At 73.8% G+C, this 15,559-nt stretch carries 16 protein-coding genes; 10 read left to right on the forward strand and 6 right to left on the reverse strand.

Going from position 1 to position 15,559, the window contains the following annotated elements:
• Positions 1-35 precede the first annotated feature (35 nt).
• From ACFUJ1_RS12695 to ACFUJ1_RS12710, 4 genes are all read left to right on the forward strand, one after another.
• Entirely contained in the window at positions 36-617 is a 582-nt protein-coding gene (locus ACFUJ1_RS12695; protein WP_378645197.1) for a TetR/AcrR family transcriptional regulator, read from the forward strand.
• Positions 618-702: 85 nt separating this feature from the next.
• On the forward strand, positions 703-1,866 hold the full coding sequence (locus ACFUJ1_RS12700; protein ID WP_378645199.1) for a phosphotransferase family protein: 1,164 nt from the start codon (positions 703-705) through the stop codon (positions 1,864-1,866).
• A gap of 84 nt (positions 1,867-1,950) precedes the next feature.
• Positions 1,951-2,556 (forward strand): ClpP family protease, encoded by a 606-nt coding sequence (locus ACFUJ1_RS12705; protein WP_378645200.1) that lies wholly within the window; start codon positions 1,951-1,953, stop codon positions 2,554-2,556.
• Positions 2,553-3,149: a ClpP family protease gene (locus ACFUJ1_RS12710; protein WP_378645202.1), complete on the forward strand. Its 597-nt coding sequence runs from the start codon at positions 2,553-2,555 to the stop codon at positions 3,147-3,149. Before ACFUJ1_RS12705 ends, ACFUJ1_RS12710 begins: the two co-directional genes overlap by 4 nt.
• A gap of 9 nt (positions 3,150-3,158) precedes the next feature.
• Here the strand turns inward: ACFUJ1_RS12710 and ACFUJ1_RS12715 are convergent, their stop codons facing one another.
• Both ACFUJ1_RS12715 and ACFUJ1_RS12720 read right to left on the reverse strand, forming a co-directional pair.
• Positions 3,159-3,476, reverse strand: a complete 318-nt coding sequence (locus tag ACFUJ1_RS12715) for a helix-turn-helix domain-containing protein (protein ID WP_233017210.1) — start codon at positions 3,474-3,476, stop codon at positions 3,159-3,161.
• A 64-nt stretch (positions 3,477-3,540) separates the two neighbouring features.
• A complete protein-coding gene (locus tag ACFUJ1_RS12720) occupies positions 3,541-4,749 on the reverse strand; it encodes a PucR family transcriptional regulator (protein ID WP_378645203.1) in 1,209 nt (402 codons plus the stop codon).
• A 162-nt stretch (positions 4,750-4,911) separates the two neighbouring features.
• Here ACFUJ1_RS12720 and ACFUJ1_RS12725 point away from each other — a divergent pair, with 162 nt between their 5' ends.
• From ACFUJ1_RS12725 to ACFUJ1_RS12750, 6 genes are all read left to right on the forward strand, one after another.
• Positions 4,912-6,414, forward strand: coding sequence for a lipase family protein (locus tag ACFUJ1_RS12725; protein WP_378645205.1), 1,503 nt, complete (start codon positions 4,912-4,914; stop codon positions 6,412-6,414).
• 22 nt (positions 6,415-6,436) lie between these two features.
• Positions 6,437-6,895, forward strand: a complete 459-nt coding sequence (locus ACFUJ1_RS12730) for a PPOX class F420-dependent oxidoreductase (RefSeq protein ID WP_378645206.1) — start codon at positions 6,437-6,439, stop codon at positions 6,893-6,895.
• A gap of 43 nt (positions 6,896-6,938) precedes the next feature.
• Positions 6,939-7,733 (forward strand): ABC transporter ATP-binding protein, encoded by a 795-nt coding sequence (locus ACFUJ1_RS12735; protein WP_378645208.1) that lies wholly within the window; start codon positions 6,939-6,941, stop codon positions 7,731-7,733.
• A 173-nt stretch (positions 7,734-7,906) separates the two neighbouring features.
• Positions 7,907-9,016, forward strand: a complete 1,110-nt coding sequence (locus ACFUJ1_RS12740) for an acyl-CoA dehydrogenase family protein (RefSeq protein ID WP_378645209.1) — start codon at positions 7,907-7,909, stop codon at positions 9,014-9,016.
• Between the two features lie 22 nt (positions 9,017-9,038).
• The gene (locus ACFUJ1_RS12745; protein WP_378645210.1) at positions 9,039-10,106 is read left to right on the forward strand and encodes an LLM class flavin-dependent oxidoreductase; all 1,068 of its coding nucleotides are present in this window, start codon (positions 9,039-9,041) and stop codon (positions 10,104-10,106) included.
• Positions 10,103-11,320, forward strand: coding sequence for an MFS transporter (locus tag ACFUJ1_RS12750; protein ID WP_378645211.1), 1,218 nt, complete (start codon positions 10,103-10,105; stop codon positions 11,318-11,320). Before ACFUJ1_RS12745 ends, ACFUJ1_RS12750 begins: the two co-directional genes overlap by 4 nt.
• Before the next feature lie 22 nt (positions 11,321-11,342).
• Here the strand turns inward: ACFUJ1_RS12750 and ACFUJ1_RS12755 are convergent, their stop codons facing one another.
• The 4 genes from ACFUJ1_RS12755 to ACFUJ1_RS12770 form a co-directional block, all read right to left on the reverse strand.
• A complete protein-coding gene (locus tag ACFUJ1_RS12755; RefSeq protein ID WP_378645212.1) occupies positions 11,343-12,224 on the reverse strand; it encodes an alpha/beta fold hydrolase in 882 nt (293 codons plus the stop codon).
• Positions 12,225-12,339: 115 nt separating this feature from the next.
• Entirely contained in the window at positions 12,340-13,371 is a 1,032-nt protein-coding gene (locus ACFUJ1_RS12760; protein WP_378645213.1) for an aldo/keto reductase, read from the reverse strand.
• A gap of 29 nt (positions 13,372-13,400) precedes the next feature.
• The gene (locus tag ACFUJ1_RS12765) at positions 13,401-14,675 is read right to left on the reverse strand and encodes an acyl-CoA dehydrogenase family protein (RefSeq protein ID WP_378645214.1); all 1,275 of its coding nucleotides are present in this window, start codon (positions 14,673-14,675) and stop codon (positions 13,401-13,403) included.
• Positions 14,672-15,556, reverse strand: a complete 885-nt coding sequence (locus ACFUJ1_RS12770) for an LLM class flavin-dependent oxidoreductase (protein WP_378645215.1) — start codon at positions 15,554-15,556, stop codon at positions 14,672-14,674. Before ACFUJ1_RS12770 ends, ACFUJ1_RS12765 begins: the two co-directional genes overlap by 4 nt.
• Positions 15,557-15,559 lie beyond the last annotated feature (3 nt).

Consider the following 15,559-nt stretch of genomic DNA (forward strand, 5'->3'; position numbering starts at 1 on the left):
CTAACTCGAGGAACCCTCGACTTGAAAGGTGCGACATGGACACCCCCGCCCGCCCGCTGCGCGCCGACGCCAAACGCAATCGGGACCGGATCCTCGCCGCCGCCGCGCAGGCCTTCGCGGACAACGGCACCGACGCCCCCCTGGAGCCGATCGCCCGCGCCGCCGGCGTCGGCATCGGCACCCTCTACGGCCACTTCCCCACCCGCCGCGCCCTCATCGCCGCCCTCCTCGCCGACCGCAACGCCGAACTCTTCGCCACCGGCGACCGCCTCACCGCCGCTCCCCCCGGCCGGGAGCCGCTCACCGCCTGGATCACCGCCGTGATCGAACACGCCGCCACCTACCGCGGCCTCGCCGACGTCCTCGCCACCGGCCTCGACGACGCCGACGGCGAACTGCACGCCGCCTGCCTGCGCATGGACCACATCGGCGCCACCCTGCTCACCGCCGCCAACGCGGCAGGCGCCCTCCCCGCCCTGACCCCCGCCGACCTCTCCGCCCTCATCGGCGCCGCCGCCTGGACCGGGGAGCACAGCGGTGCCGAGCAGGCCGCCCGCCTGGTCACCCTGGCCCTGAACGGCGCCGAATCCGATACCGGCACTGCGGCTTCCCGGTAGTGCGGAGTCACACGCCGACACACTGCGGGGGAAACTCGTTAGGATCCCTCGAGAGTTGCAGGCACGGAGACGAGACAGGACAGACGTGACGATTCCCACCCCGGTGGCGACGGCCATGAGTATCGGCATGGGTGTGCGCGAAGCGCTGCGCGCCGCATTCGACCGGAGCATCGGCATCGGCGCCGACATTCCGCTGAAGGCCGAGCGGATCAAGCCGCGGTGGCTGGAGAAGGTGCTGGGGCTGCCGGAGGGCAGCATCACCGCCATCGAGGTGCTCGACGAGCACTCGGGCACCGCGGCGCGGGCCCGGATCGCGGTGCGGAGCACCGCGGACATCCCGGAGCACCTGTTCCTCAAGCTGCCGCCGGAGAACTACCTGCAGCACGTGATGATGAACGTGTTCGGCATGGGCATCAAGGAGACCATCGCCTACCGGGCGCTCGGCGACGAGCCGCCGGTGCGGGTGCCGCGCTGCTACGCGGCGAAGGTGTCCGGGTTCCGGAAGCGGTCGCTGCTGGTGCTGGAGGACCTCTCCGAGGTGGCGCGGTTCCGCACCGTGCTCGACTCGATCAGCGACACCGAGGCCGAGGCGCTGGTCGACGCCTTCGCCGACCTGCACGCCGCCTTCTGGGGCACCGACCGCTTCGGCACCGACCTCGCCCCGCTCGCCGAGCGCACCACGGCATCGATCCAGCTGGCGAACCTGATCCGGCGCCGCTTCCTGGAGAAGATCAACGGCCATGCCGCCGAGCTCATCCCGGCGGAGATGCAGGCGCAGTGCCGGATCTTCTACCAGCGCGCCCCCGAGATCGACGCCTTCTGGGCGTCGGTGCCGCAGACGCTCATGCACGGCGACCCGCACCTGGGCAACCTGTACTTCACCGACGCGGGCCCCGGCTTCCTGGACTGGCAGATCGCGACCGCGGGCCCCGGCATCAGGGACGTCGTCTACAGCCTCACCGCATCGATGGAGCCGGAGTTGCTGCGCAAGGTCGAGCGCGGGCTGGTCGATCGGTACACGGCCCGGCTGGCGACGGCGGGGATCGAGGTGGACGCCGAGCGGATGTGGACCCTGTACCGCGCCGCCACCACCGAGTTCTACCTGAACGCGGTCTGCACCGCGGAGGCGAGCGACCGGATGCAGCCGCTGGAGGTCTCGGCGGTCGGCGTGCAGCGCGCGGTCGCCGCGGTCGCCGCGCACGACGGGTTCGGGCTGCTCACCGAGCTGATCGACGCGCGGAAGAACTGAGCGCTCGGCCCGTGCTGCTGCGAGCGGATCCGCTCAGGGCAGCGCGGGCCGCGGAAACCGTTGTGGCTGCGGCACGGTGGAGCCATGGCACACGACGACAAGATCCCGATGTTCGATCGGCGGGCCCGTGAGCAGTTGCTCGCCCGCCGCATCGTGGTGCTGGACGGCGCGCTCGACGACGACAACGGCACCCTGCTCATGACCCAGATCCTCACCCTGGCCGCGGAGGACGCGCGGTCCGGGATCGCGCTCTGGATCCACTCCCCCGGCGGCTCGGTGCCGTCGATGCTCGCGATCAGGGACGTGCTCCGGCTCGTGCCCTGCGAGGTGAGCACGCTCGCACTCGGCCTGGCGTGCAGCGCGGGGCAGTTCCTGCTCTCCGCGGGCTCGCCGGGGCGCAGGTACGCGCTGCCGCACGCGCGCATCCTCATGCACCAGGGCTCGGCCGGGATCGGCGGCAGCGCGGTCGAGGTGGAGGTGCAGGCGGAGGATCTGCGCTACACCGTGGAGACGGTGCTCGGGCTGATCGCGGCCGACACCGGCCAGCCCTACGACCGGGTGTACGAGGACTCGCTGCACGACCGGTGGTTCACCGCGACCCAGGCGCGCGAGTACGGCTTCATCGACCACATCGTGGACTCGTTCGGGCAGGTCGTGCCGGAGCGGCAGCGGGTGGGGATCACGTCGTGAGCGGCTACACGATCCCCAACGTCGTCGCCTCGCACCCGCGCGGGGGCGAGCGGATCACCGACATCTACTCGCACCTGCTCAGCGAGCGCATCGTCTACCTGGGCACGGTGATCGACTCCGGCGTCGCGAACGCGCTCATCGCGCAGCTGCTGCACCTGGAGTCGGAGAACCACGAGCAGCCGATCCAGCTCTACGTCAACTGCGAGGGCGGCGACCTCTCCGCCATGCTCGCCGTCTACGACACGATGCAGCACATCAACGCCCCGGTGCAGACCACCTGCGTCGGCCAGGCCATCGCGGTCGGCGCGGTGCTGCTGGCAGGCGGGCAACCGGGCGAACGCAGCCTGCTCCCGCACGCGCGGGTGGTGCTGCACCAGCCCGCCGCCAGCGGCCGCGGCACCATCCCGGACCTGATCATCCAGGCCGACGAGCTGGTCCGGATGCGCACCGACATCGAGGCGATCCTGGCGCGGCACACCGGGCAGCCGGTGGAGCGGCTGCGCCACGACACCGACCGGGACCGGGTCTTCACCGCGAGCGCCGCGGTGGAGTACGGGCTGGTGGACCGGGTGCTCCCCGCCCGGTCGCTCTGAGCGGCGGGATCAGGCGGCGCGCAGCATGGCGGTCGGCGCGGCGGCGGGGCGGCTCAGCTCGCCCGCCACCGCACCGGCCAGCTCGCCGAGCGAGGTGCCGAGCGCGCCTGCCAGCGCGGCGATCATCTCGCTGGACGGCTCCTTGCGCCCGCGCTCCACCTCGGAGAGGTACTGCGGCGAGATACCCGCCCGCCCCGCCGTCTCCACCAGCCGCTCGCCGCGCTCGGTGCGCAGGGCGCGCAGCCGCTCGCCGAGCACCTCGCGCCACAGCGGCTCGGCCTCGGCCCGCCCGCCCGGAATCACCTGGAATCGCCGCTGCTCGCTCATGCATCGAGCCTAGAGCCGCACCCACCCGGCGTGACCCCCGATTTCGCGCAGAGCGGACATCCGCTCAGGACGGTTCCCGCTCCGGAAGCGAACGCTGCACCACGAGCGCGGCGGCGAGCAGCCGGGACCCGCCGGGGTCGGCCGGGTCGATGCCGGTGAGTTCGGCGACCCGGCGCAGGCGGTAGCTGAAGGTGTTGGGGTGCACGTGGATCTCGGCGGCGGCGGCCTTGCGGTCGGGGCCGTGCCGCAGGTGGGCGTCGAGCGCGGCGATCAGGTGCGGGCTCTCCAGCAGCGGGGCGATCCGCTCGGCGAGCCGGGCGCGGGCGGTGCCGGGGCGGGTGAGCTGGTATTCGAGCAGCAGGTCGTCGAGGCGGTACGCGCCGGGCGGCCGGCCGAGCTGCCTGGCCAGCTCGGCGAGGTCGGCGGTCTCGCGGGCGGCGCCGGGGAGGTCGGCGCGGCGCACGGCGGCGGCCGCGGCGAGGTGCACGGGGGTGCCGAAGCGGGCGGCGAGCTCGGCGGCGAGCCGCGCGGCGTCGGGCTCGGAGCCGCTGGGCAGCAGGGCGATTCCGGCCCAGCCGTCGAAGGTGGCGGGCACGGTGGCGCCCGCGGTGCCGTCGAGCAGCCGCTGCAGGACGCGGACGCGGCGGCGGCCGAGCAGCGGCTGCTCGACAGCGCCCGGCTCGGCGTGGCCGAGATGCAGCGCGAGCACCGTGTAGTGCTCGGCGAGCACGGTGTCGGCGCGGGCGGCGAGCTCGGCGGCGGGGCGCCCGGCGAGCAGCGCGGAGCAGAGCGCGCGGCGGGCCTCGCGCTCGGCGCTGTAGATGGACTGCTCCACCTCGGTGTAGGCCTCGACCACGATCACCGTGATGTGCAGCAGCAGGTCGAGCAGCCTGCCGACGATCAGCACCAGCTGCTCCTGCTCGTCCGGCCGCGCCACCGCTCCGGCCTCGTGCAGCACCGCCTGCGCCGAGCCGTGCATGGCCCCGAGCAGCAGCGGCAGCGGGAGCCGGTCCTCGGCGTGCCGCTCGGCGACCGGCGCCACGAACGGCGCGACCTCCGCGCGGGTGAAGTCGCGCCCCTCGTCGACGGCGCGCAGCACCGCCCGCCCGCAGGCGTTGATGGCGGGCAGCACCTCGGCGGTGAAGTGCCCGGCCGGCAGCTCGGCGGCGGGCGGGGTGGCGCCGAGCCCGGCGGCCAGCATCCGCTCGGCGATCCGTGGCCACTGCGCGAGCAGCCGGGCCACCAGCGGGTAGTCGGGCGTCGGAGCTGGCATGCCCCGATTCTTGCCAGGCCGCGGCGGCACCGGCAAGGCGGCCGCGATCTTTTGTCTCCGGGAACAAGTTTCACCCGGATTGTTCTCCGCGCCGTGCAGTGACCCGCCCGTGTTCCCGGTCCTAGCGTCGAGCTGCGGCGCACCGGGGCCGCCCGAGGGGAAGTGAGGCCGGATGAGCGCGACGACATCCCGCACGACCGGCGGTGTGCGCTGAGTATCCCGCGGCCGCAGCACGATCCGTTCCACCGCCCGCCGACGGGGTTCGCGGCGCTGCCGCCGGGCACCGTGCTGCGCAGCAGGCCGGTGCGGCTCGCGCTGCTCGGGGTCGTCCCGCAGCGGGTTCCGGCCTGGCAGCTGCTCTACCGGACCAGGGATCGGGAGTGGTCGCCGGAGGCCGCGGTCACCACGGTGCTGCTGCCCGACGGCGCCGACCCGGCCGAGCCGCGGCCGCTGGTCTCCTTCCAGTGCGCGATCGATGCCGTCGCGCCGCAGTGCTTCCCGTCGTACGCGCTCCGGCTCGGCGCGCGGGCGCCCGGCGCGATCCCGCCGCTGGAGCTGCCGCTGATCGCGGCCGCGCTGGCCAGGGGCTGGGCGGTGTCGGTGCCTGACCACGGCGGCCCCGGCGGCCACTTCGGGGTCGCGCGGGAGCCGGGCTACCGCGCGCTGGACGCGGCGCGGGCCGCGCTCGCCTTCGCCCCGCTGGGGCTCGCGCCGTCGACCCCGATCGGGTTGTGGGGGTACTCCGGCGGTGGCCTCGCGACCGCGTGGGCGGCGGAGGTGGCGGCGGAGTACGCGCCGGAGCTGGATATCGTCGGCGCGGTCGCGGCCTCGCCGGTGAGCGACCCGGCGGCGGCCTTCGTCCGGCTGAACGGCACCCTGTTCGCCGGGTTCACGGCGCTCTTCGTCGCGGGGCTGCGGCGCGGATACCCGCAGCTGGAGTCGGCGCTGTCGGCGCACCTGGACACCCGCACCCTGACCCGGCTGGCCGCCGCCGAGACCACCGCGACCCTCCCGCTGCTCGCCCGCTTCGCCTGCCGCGATCTCGGCGCGCACAGCGGGCGCGGGCTGCCCGCGCTGCTGGCGCACCCGGCCCTGCGCCGGGTGCTCGCCGACATCCGCCCCGGCGACCGGGCGCCGGCCATGCCGATGCTGGTGGTGCAGGGCGTGCACGACGAGGTGATCGCGGTCGCCGACGTGGACGCGCACGTGGCCCGGCTGGCCGCGGCGGGCGCGCACGTGCACTACCTGCGCGACCGGTGCAGCACCCACCTCGCGCTGCAGTACCTGGCGCTGCCGCTGATCGCGGACTGGCTGGCCGACCGCTTCGCCGACCGCCCGCCGCCGCCCGCGGGGACCAGGACGGTGTGGTCGGTGGCCGGGGTGCGCGGCCGGCTGGAGTTCGCCGCGCTGCTGGCCCGCATGGTGCTCGGCAGGCCGCTGCGGGCCACGGCTAGGCTCGGCGGGACCATGACCGACGATCCCGTGGCGGCGCTGCGCCGCTGGACCGACTCCGGCGGCACCTGGCAGGTCGTCGCCGGTGGTGCGGGCGCGATCACCGTCGCGCTGCTGCCGTGTACCGGCGGCGAGGAGGTCGACCGGCTGGTGTCGGACGATCCGGCGCTGCGCGCGTACATCGGCGGCCGCGCCGGCAGCGCGGACCACTGACCCGTTCGAGGAAGGACACCCCGTGCCCCGTATCGCCACCGCCGACGTGGTGCAGCGCCCGGCGCTGCTGGATTTCCTGCGGCCGCGGCACCACGCCCTGCTCAGCACGGTCCGGGCCGACGGGCGGCCGCAGATCTCGCCGGTCACCTGCGGGGTGGATCGGGACGGGCGGATCGTGATCTCCACCTACCCGGGCCGGGCCAAGACCCGCAATGCCGAGCGCACGCCGCAGGTCTCGGTGCTGGTGCTCTCCGACGACTGGGACGGTGCCTGGGTGCAGGTGGACGGCACCGCCGAGGTGCTGCACATGCCCGCGGCGTTGGACGGGCTGGTCGACTACTACCGCTGCATCGCGGGCGAGCACCCGGACTGGGACGAGTACCGCGCGGCCATGGCCAGGCAGGACAAGTCGCTGATCCGGGTGACGATCGAGCGCTGGGGTCCGATCGCGACCGGCGGATTCCCCCCGGAACTCGCGTGAGCGAGCACGCAGGGTCCTCGCGCACGCGACGAAACGGCACAGCGTGAGCGAGGTCGTTCTCGCGCTGTCCGACGTCACCTTCCGGCGCGACGGCAAGCAGATCATCGACGGCATCTCGCTGACCGTGCGCGCGGGCGAGCGCTGGGCGCTGCTCGGCCCGAACGGCGCGGGCAAGAGCACCCTGCTCGGCTTCTGCGCCGCCGTCACCTTCCCCAGCACCGGCACCGTCGACGTGCTCGGGCGGCGCATGGGCCGGGTCGACCTGGCCGCGCTGCGGCACGGCATCGGCCACGTGAACCCGAGGCACCCGCTGCGCTCCCCGCTCACCGTGCGCGAGGTGGTGCTCACCGGGATCACCGCCACCGTCGACACCCCGATGCGCTGGGCGCCGAGCCGGGCCGAGACCGAGCGCGCCGACGCCATGATCGCGACGGTCGGGCTCACACCGAAGGCCGACCGCACCTGGCCGGTGCTCTCGCAGGGCGAGCGCGGCCGCGCGCTGATCGCCCGCGCCCTTGTCGCCGAGCCCCGGCTGCTGCTCTTCGACGAGCCGACCACCGGCCTCGACGTGGCCGCGCGCGAACAGCTCCTGGAGACCATCGCGCACCTCGACCACACCCACCCCGAGGTCGCCTCGGTGCTGGTCACCCACCACCTCGAGGAGCTCCCGACCACAACGACGCACGCCCTGCTCATCGCCGACGGCCGTACGGTCGCCGAGGGGCCCGCCGTCGAGACCATCACCACGGCCACCGTCTCGGCCGCCTTCGACCACCCGGTCGAGGTGCGGCACGAGGCGGGCCGGTGGAGCGCGCGGTCGGCGGCGGCCCGGGTGTAGGCGCTCGAATCGGTGAGAATTTATTTCCGGCCGAAGGAAGTACCGGCTGGTCAGGGCGGTCACCGACGCGCCGGAGCGGCCGCGAACCCGGGGCAGGATCGGTAGCCGGGGCAATAATTCTCCGAGTCCGGATGCGGCCCGCGTTCGGCGTGCGCTCGGACGAAGGGACCGCGATGACGGCGGCGAAGACGGAGCTCGGTGCGGGCGCGGCGGTCACGGCGGCGGACGGGCATCCCGTGGTCGCCCGGGTGCGCGAGTACGCCGAGCGGGTGCTGCGCCCGGCCGCGCTGCGCACCGATCGCGAGGGCGTCCCGCGCGCGCACATCGACGACCTGGCCGGGCTCGGGCTGCTCAACCACCTGGCGCCCGCGGAGTACGGCGGGCTCGCGCTGGACCGCAACACCGACCGCAGGCTGCACGAGATCGTGGCGGGCGCCTGCTTCGACACCTGGCTGGTGTGGGCGCAGCACGCGCCGCTGGCCGGGCGGATCACCGAGCTGCGCAAGCAGGACCGGCCGATTCCCGAACTGGCCGAGCGGATCCTGCGCGGCGAGCTGCTGCTCGGCGCCGGGGTCAGCGACGTGCGACGCTTCCCCGACCACTACATCGCGGCCAGGAAGGTCGAGGGCGGCTGGGTCTTCGACGGCACCATCTCCTGGGTCAGCGGCTGGGGGCTGAACTCGGTGCTCACCGTCGCCGCGGTGCAGGCGGCGACCGAGACCGTGGTCACCGCGCTGGTCCCGATCGCCGACGGCGTGCACAGCGAAGGGCTGCTCGAGCTGGGCGCGGTCGCGGGCAGCCGGACCGCGCGGGTGCGGATCGAGTCGGTCTTCGTGCCGGAGGCCAACGTGCTCGCCGCGCAGACCCTGGAGAAGACCAGATACGACGACATCGGCACCGCCAGCGATGCCCGCGGCCACCACTTCGGCCTCGCCGAGACGGTGCTGCGCGAACTGGAGGCCGCCCCCGACCCCGACGCCCGCGCGGTCGCGGCGACCTGGCGCCCGCGGGTCGCCCGGATCAGGGACTCCGCCTACGCGCTCGCCGACGAGGCGCTGGCCGCGGGCGGCGGCCCGCACCGGCTCGAGGAGCGGCTCGCCACCAAGGCGGCCAGCGGCGAGGCGCTCGGCACGCTCACCCGCGCGCTGCTGATCGTCCGCTCCGGCCGCGGCCTCGGCAGCGACGACACCGCGCAGCTGCACGCGCGCTCCGCGCTCTTCGTGCTGGTCCAGGGGCAGACCGGCGATGTCCGGCGCGCCCAGCTCACCCGGCTCGCCCGCTGAACACGAACAGGAACCACGCTCGATGACGCTCGAATTCCTCTGGTACATCCCGAATCAGGTCGTCGCGGGCCACCGCGGCGAGCCCGTCTCGGCGGACCACAACAGCCTGGAGACGCTCACCGCCCAGGCCAGGGCGCTGGAGGAGCACGGCTGGCGCGGCGCGCTGCTCGGCGCGGGCTGGGGCCGCCCGGACACCTTCACCGTCGCCACCGCGCTCGCCGCCCGCACCACCACCTTCGAGCCGCTGATCGCGGTGCGCCCCGGCTACTGGCGGCCCGCGAACTTCGCCGCGTCGGCCGCCGCGCTCGACCACCTGACCGGCGGCCGGGTGCGGGTCAACATCGTCTCCGGCAAGGACGATCTCGGCGCCTACGGCGACGCCGAGGGCGACCAGGCCGACCGCTACGGCCGCACCAGGGAGTTCATGCAGCTGGTCCGCAAGCTGTGGACCGAGGACGACGTCACCTACCGCGGCGAGCACTACCAGGTGACCAACTCCACCGTGCAGCCGCGCATCGCCAGGCGCGGCGAGCGCAGGCACCCGAAGCTCTACTTCGGCGGCGCCTCCGAGGCGGCCGAGCGGGTGGCGGCGACCGAGGCCGACGTGCAGCTCTTCTGGGGTGAGCCGCTCTCCGGCGTGCAGGAGCGGATCGAGCGGCTGAAGGCGCTCGGCGCCGAGCTGGGCCGCGAGCACGCCCCGCTCGAATTCGGGCTGCGGGTCACCACCTTCGTGCGCGACACCACCGAGCAGGCGTGGGCCGAGGCGGAGGCGAAGGTCGCCGAGATGGCGGCGCAGCAGGGCGACGTCGACCACCGGAACCCGTTCCGGCGCACCGCCGTCGGGCAGCAGCGGCTGCTCGACCTGGCCGAGCGCGGCGACGTGCTCGACGACAACCTCTACACCGCGCCCGGCCGCTACGGCGGCGGCGGCGCGGGCACCACCTGGCTGGTCGGCTCGGCCGAGGACGTCGCGAAATCGCTGCGCCGCTACCAGGATCTCGGCATCACGCACTTCGTGCTCTCCGATACCCCGTACCTGCGCGAGATCGGCAGGCAGGGGGATCAGCTGCTCCCGCTGCTCCGAGGATGAGCGCGGAGCTCACCTCCGCTCCCGCCGCCCCGCCCGACCTGCGCTGGAAGCGCCTGGTCGGCGTCTTCGCGCTGACCAACACCGTCACCTACGGCGCGCTCATCCAGGCGTTCACGGTGCTGCTCGTCCCGATGTCGGAGGCGCTGCGCGTCTCGCGCACCGAGGTGGCGGTCGCGGCCACCATCTCCACGCTGATCGGGGCGTTCGCGGCGGTGCCGATCGGCACCATGCTGGATCGGTACGGGGGCAGGCTGCTCATGACCGCGGGGTCGGCGATCGGGGTGGCCGCGGTGCTGCTGTGGTCGAAGGCCACCGGGCTGCCCCAGCTCTACCTGGCCTTCGTGCTGGTCGGGCTGGCGCTGGCGATGTCGACCTACGAGGCGGCGTTCGCGGTGCTGGTGGTGGTCACCGACACGCGGCACCGGGACGGCGCGATCATCGCGGTGACCATGATCTGCGGCCTCGCCACCAGCTTCTACTACTTCCTGGCCGGCTGGCTGGAGGGGCAGATCGGCTGGCGGCACACGCTCGTGGCGCTCGCGCTGATCCTGGCGGTGGTGGCGGTGCCCGCGCACCTGTGGGCGGTTCCCGGGCGCACCGCGCACAGTCTGCGGGTCACCGGGCGGCACGGGGTGCCGGTCGGTGCCGCGCTGCGCAGCCCCGGCTTCTGGTTCATGGTCGTCGCCTTCGTCGCGCAGAGCGGGGTGACCTCGGCGTTCCTGCTGATGATGGTGACCTGGTTCCGCGATGTCGGCTTCTCCCCCACGGTGGCGGCGGCGCTGCCGATCGGGGTCGGGGTGCTGCAGATAGCGTCCCGGATGGGGCTGGCGCCGCTGGCCCGGCGGTTCGGCATGGCCAGGGTGACGGCGGTGTCCTTCGCGGTGCAGGGTGCCGGGCTGCTGGCGCTGCCGCTGGCGGGCACCTCGCTGCCGCTCACCCTCGCCTGCGTCGGCGCCTTCGGCCTCGGCTACGGGATCAGCGTGGTGGCCAGGCCGTCGATCGTCGCGGAGACCTTCGGGGTGGCGCGCTTCGGCAGCATCCTGGCGCTGATGACGGTGCCGATCGCGCTCTCCAGGGCGGGAACTCCGCTCGCTGCCGCCTGGATCGGGGACTGGCGCTTCCTGGTGCTGCTCGGCGCGGCGTGCCTGCTCGCCGCACTCGCGCTGCTCCCGGTCGCGCGACCGGTGGGCCGGACGGCCGATCCCGCCGCCTGACCACACCGCCGCGCGAGCGCGCTCAGGTCCGCGCCTGCTCGTGGCTCTCGACGAAGGCGAGGAAGCGCGGGACGACCTGCTCCGGGTTGGCCCAGAGCAGGTCGTGGCCGACGCCGGGCATGATCTCGGCCTGCGCCCGGGCGATCCCCTCCCGCGCCCGGGCGGCGCCGAACTCGGGGTCGGCGACGATCGTCTCCGCGCCGAAGAGCACCAGGGTGGGGGCGTCGATGGCGGCGAGCTGCCCGTCGGTGAAGGTGCGGTCCCACGGCATGGCCATCCGGAATTTCGTGATGGCGCCCGCCAGTTCGATACCGGCGTCGTCCAGGACATAGCGCGGCATGAGCCACCGGTTGAACTTGCGCATCCGCTCCGGGGTCGGGTTGACACTGCCGACGATGAACTTCCACAGCAGCCCGAGCCGCGGCCTCGCGAAGGTGGCGGCACTCGGCTCGAGCAGGGCGAGGCTGGCGAGCCGGTCCGAGCGGTGCACCGCGATGGCACCGGAGAGCCAGGCGCCGAGCGAGTTCCCGGCCAGGTGCACCCGCTGCTCGCCGAGCCCGTCCAGCACCTCGGCGAACCAGGCGGCGATATCGGCGGCGTCGCGCACCGGGGCCGTCTGGACGCAGCGCCCGGCCCAGCCGATGACATCCGGCGTGTAGACGACGTGGTCGCGCGCCAACTCCTCGATGAACGGGTACCAGATCTGCCCGTTGCCGCCGATGCCTGGCAGCAGCACGATCGGGGCACCGGTCCCGGTGCCTGACTTCCGCACATAGGTGCTGCCGAACGAGGTCGGCACCTCGTGCTCCGTCGACGGCACCGGCCAGCGCGCGGCCACCGCGTCGTAGGCCGCCCGGAACCGCGCCTCGCCCGCCGCGCTGCTGAACCTGCCGATCTTCGCCATGCTCTCCACCCTCCCTGAGTTGTTAATATGAACGTACCATAAAAAGCGATATGTCCGTATCAGGAAACGAAAACGGGCCGGAACCCTGTGGGGTTCCGGCCCGTTCAGCGGTAGATCAGAGCTTGAGCCCGGTCCCGTGCACACCGTGCTCGTCGATGAGCGCGAGCTCGTCGGCGGTCAGCTCGGGGAAGCTCACCGCGGCCAGGTTGTGGTCCAGCTGGGCGGTGGAGCTGGCGCCGATCAGCGCCGAGGTGACCTCCGGCCTGCGCAGCACCCACTGCAGCGCCAGCTGGGCCAGCGACTGGCCGCGCGACTCGGCGAGCTTGTTCAGCTCGGCGGTGCGCTGCCGGTAGGTGTCGTCGATGACGTCCGGCGAGAGGAAGGTGCTGTTCTGCGCCCGCGCCCCCTCCGGGATGCCGCCCAGGTACTTGTCGGTGAGCAGCCCCTGCGCCAGCGGCGAGTAGACGATCACGCCGAAGCCGTCGTCCTTCGCCGTCTCCAGCAGGCCGTTCTGCTCCGGGCGGCGGTCGTAGATGCTGTAGCGCGCCTGGTGGATGAGCAGCGGGACACCGGCTTCGCGGAGCAGCTCGGCGACGGCGTGCGTGCGGTCCGGCTGGTAGTTGGAGATACCGACGTACAGCGCCTTGCCCTGCTGCACGGCGCTGACCAGCGCGCCGACCGACTCCTCCAGCGGGGTGGAGAGGTCGGGGCTGTGGTGGTAGAAGATGTCGACGTAGTCGGTGCCGAGGTCGCGCAGGCTGTGGTCGAGCGAGGTCAGGATGGACTTGCGCGAGCCGCCCTTCAGGTACGGGCTCGGGCCGATCGGGTTGCCCGCCTTGGTGGAGAGGATCAGCTCGTCCCGGTACGGCGCGAGGTCCCTGCCGAGCACCCGGCCGAAGTTCTGCTGCGCGGCGCGGTGCGGCGGGCCGTAGCGGTCGGCGTTGTCGAAGTGCGTGATGCCGAGATCGAAGGCGTGCAGGATGATCTCGCGCTGGGTCTCGTAGGCGTAGTCGGTGCCGAACTTCTGCCACAGCCCGAAGGAGAAGGCGGGCAGGTCGAGCCCGGAGGTCCCGGTGCGCCGATACGGGATCCGCTCGTACCGGTTCGGGGCGGCCGTGTAGGTCAGTTCGAATGCTCCATGGGACATCGGATCTGCGTTTCCTTTGCTGTCGAGGTTCAGAAGAGCCCGGTGGTCGGCGGTTCCTCGCCGGTGAGGTGGTAGGCGCCTGCGACGGCCGACTTCCACTGCCGCGGATTGTGGTTGGCGGTGGTGCGGGCATTGCGCCAGTGCCGGTCGTAGCCGAGGTCGCGGCTGGTGATCGAGCCGCCGCCGACATCGAAGAGCAGTTCGGCGGCGGCGAGCGCGGATTCGATGGCGATCACGCCCGCCTGGGCCACGTGCACCGATGCCGCGGCGCCCGCCGCCCGGAGCGCGTCACCGGTGAGCCCGTGCACGCCCGCCAAGGTTTCGGCGGCGAGCAGTACCACGGCCCGCGCGGCCTGGGCGCGGGCGGCGATCTCGCCGACGGTCTGCCGGACGTACGGGTCGTCCACGCTCGCCGTCGCGGTGCTGTGCTTGATCGGGCGGGCCTTCTCCCGGACGTACCAGACCGCGTCGTCCAGCGCCCGCGCCGCGACCCCCGCCTGCACCGCGGCCAGGTAGAGCTGGGCGAAGGCGCCGGTCCACGGGTTGTCCGGCTCCGGGGTGCCGAGCTCGGTGACCTCGTCGGCGCGGACCCTGACCTCGGTGAAGCGGGTGGTGCCGCTGGCGGTGAGGCGCTGACCGACGGCGTCGAAGTCGTCCAGCCGCTCGATGCCGTCCCGATCCAGCGGGACGGTGAAGCGCACAACGGTGTCGTCATCGGCGCGCGCCTGGGTGGAGAACCAGGCGGCGTAGAGGCCGCCGGTGGAGTAGTACTTCTCGCCGTTCACGATCCAGTCGGCGCCGTCCGGCCGCGCGGTGGCGTTGATCCGGCCGCTCGCGCCGCCGGTGCGCTCGTTGGCGGTGCCCGCGAAGAGGTCGCGGGCGCGCAGCCGGGCCAGGGTGCGGTCGCGCTGCGGGCGGTCCGGGCGGGCCACCACCTGCTCGGCGGTGAGGAAGCTGCTGCGCAGCGCCTGCGCGATATTGGAGTCGGCGCGGGCGATCTCGATGATCACCTCGGTGACGTCGCGCAGCGAGCCGCCCGCGCCGCCCTCGTGCGCCGGGATGCCGGTGAGCGCGATGCCTGCCTCGGCCAGTGCGCGGACGTCGGCGAAGGCGTAGTCGCGGGTCTCCTCGCGGTGCTTCGCGGTCGCGGCGAGGCGGGTCAGGATCGGGGTGATGGCCGCGCGGATGCCCGCCACGGTGAGCGGTTCCGCCGTGGCCGGATCACGTTCGCCTGCGGCGGGAGGTGCCTCCAGCCGAGGGCCGTTCGTGGCCTCACTGGACACAGGTTCGTGCAGTGCGGTCATGCCGGGACCTCCTCGATCGTCGGGACGGGCAGGCCGAGCGCGGCCCGCAGGGTCGGGTGCGATGCGCGGCGGGCGAGTGCGGGGACCACCCGGTCGATGGTGTCGCGCACCGCGTCGGCGCCGCCGACCGGGGCCAGCAGGACCGCGTCGAAACCGGACGCCCAGGTGGCGAGCTCCGCGGGGTCGGTCTCCGCGGAGACCTCCGCGCGCCCGATCGCCGCGAAGGGACCGGTGGGCACCTCCGCGCCGCGCTCGACGAAGACCACGTCCGCGAGGCCGAGATCCGCGACGCCCGACTCCGCCTCGACCGCGAGCACCGGACGCCCCTGCACCGAGGACGGCCCGTCCAGCGGCCCGGCGACCCGGTAGTAGCGCCCGGCGAAGTCGATCGGCGTGATCAGGGCGTCGTCGAGCACGAGTGCCCGCTCCTGGTCGCCGAGCAGGGCGGCGCGCGGGAACGATTCCCAGAGCCGGGTCAGCAAGGTCGCGTACTCGGTCCAGCGGTCGGCGGGCGAATCCGCGGCCGGATCGGGGGCGGCGGCGTCGCTCACCTCGTCGCCCGTGGCGGGGCGCAGCACCACCCCGGCCCGGCCGCCTACGGCCCGGTCGAAGGAGAGCACCCGGCGCGCCGCGTTGTACGGGGCGTTGCCGGTGGTCGGCAGGTCGATCAGGTAGCCGAGCTCGGTGGTGCGCCCGGCCAGGTAGGCGGCCACCACGCTCGGATCGAGCGCCCGCGCCGCGCCGCCGGTGGCCGCGGTGCGCACCCGCAGCGCGACCACGCCCGCGCGCTCGGCCGCGGCGGCCACCTCCGCCGCCGCGGCGAGCGGCACGAGACCGGGCGACCCGCCGACGGCGATTTCCAGCAGAACAGGAACAGTCATCGT

Source organism: Nocardia sp. NPDC057227 (genome assembly GCF_042669725.1).
GTDB classification, from domain to species: domain Bacteria; phylum Actinomycetota; class Actinomycetes; order Mycobacteriales; family Mycobacteriaceae; genus Nocardia; species Nocardia asteroides_A.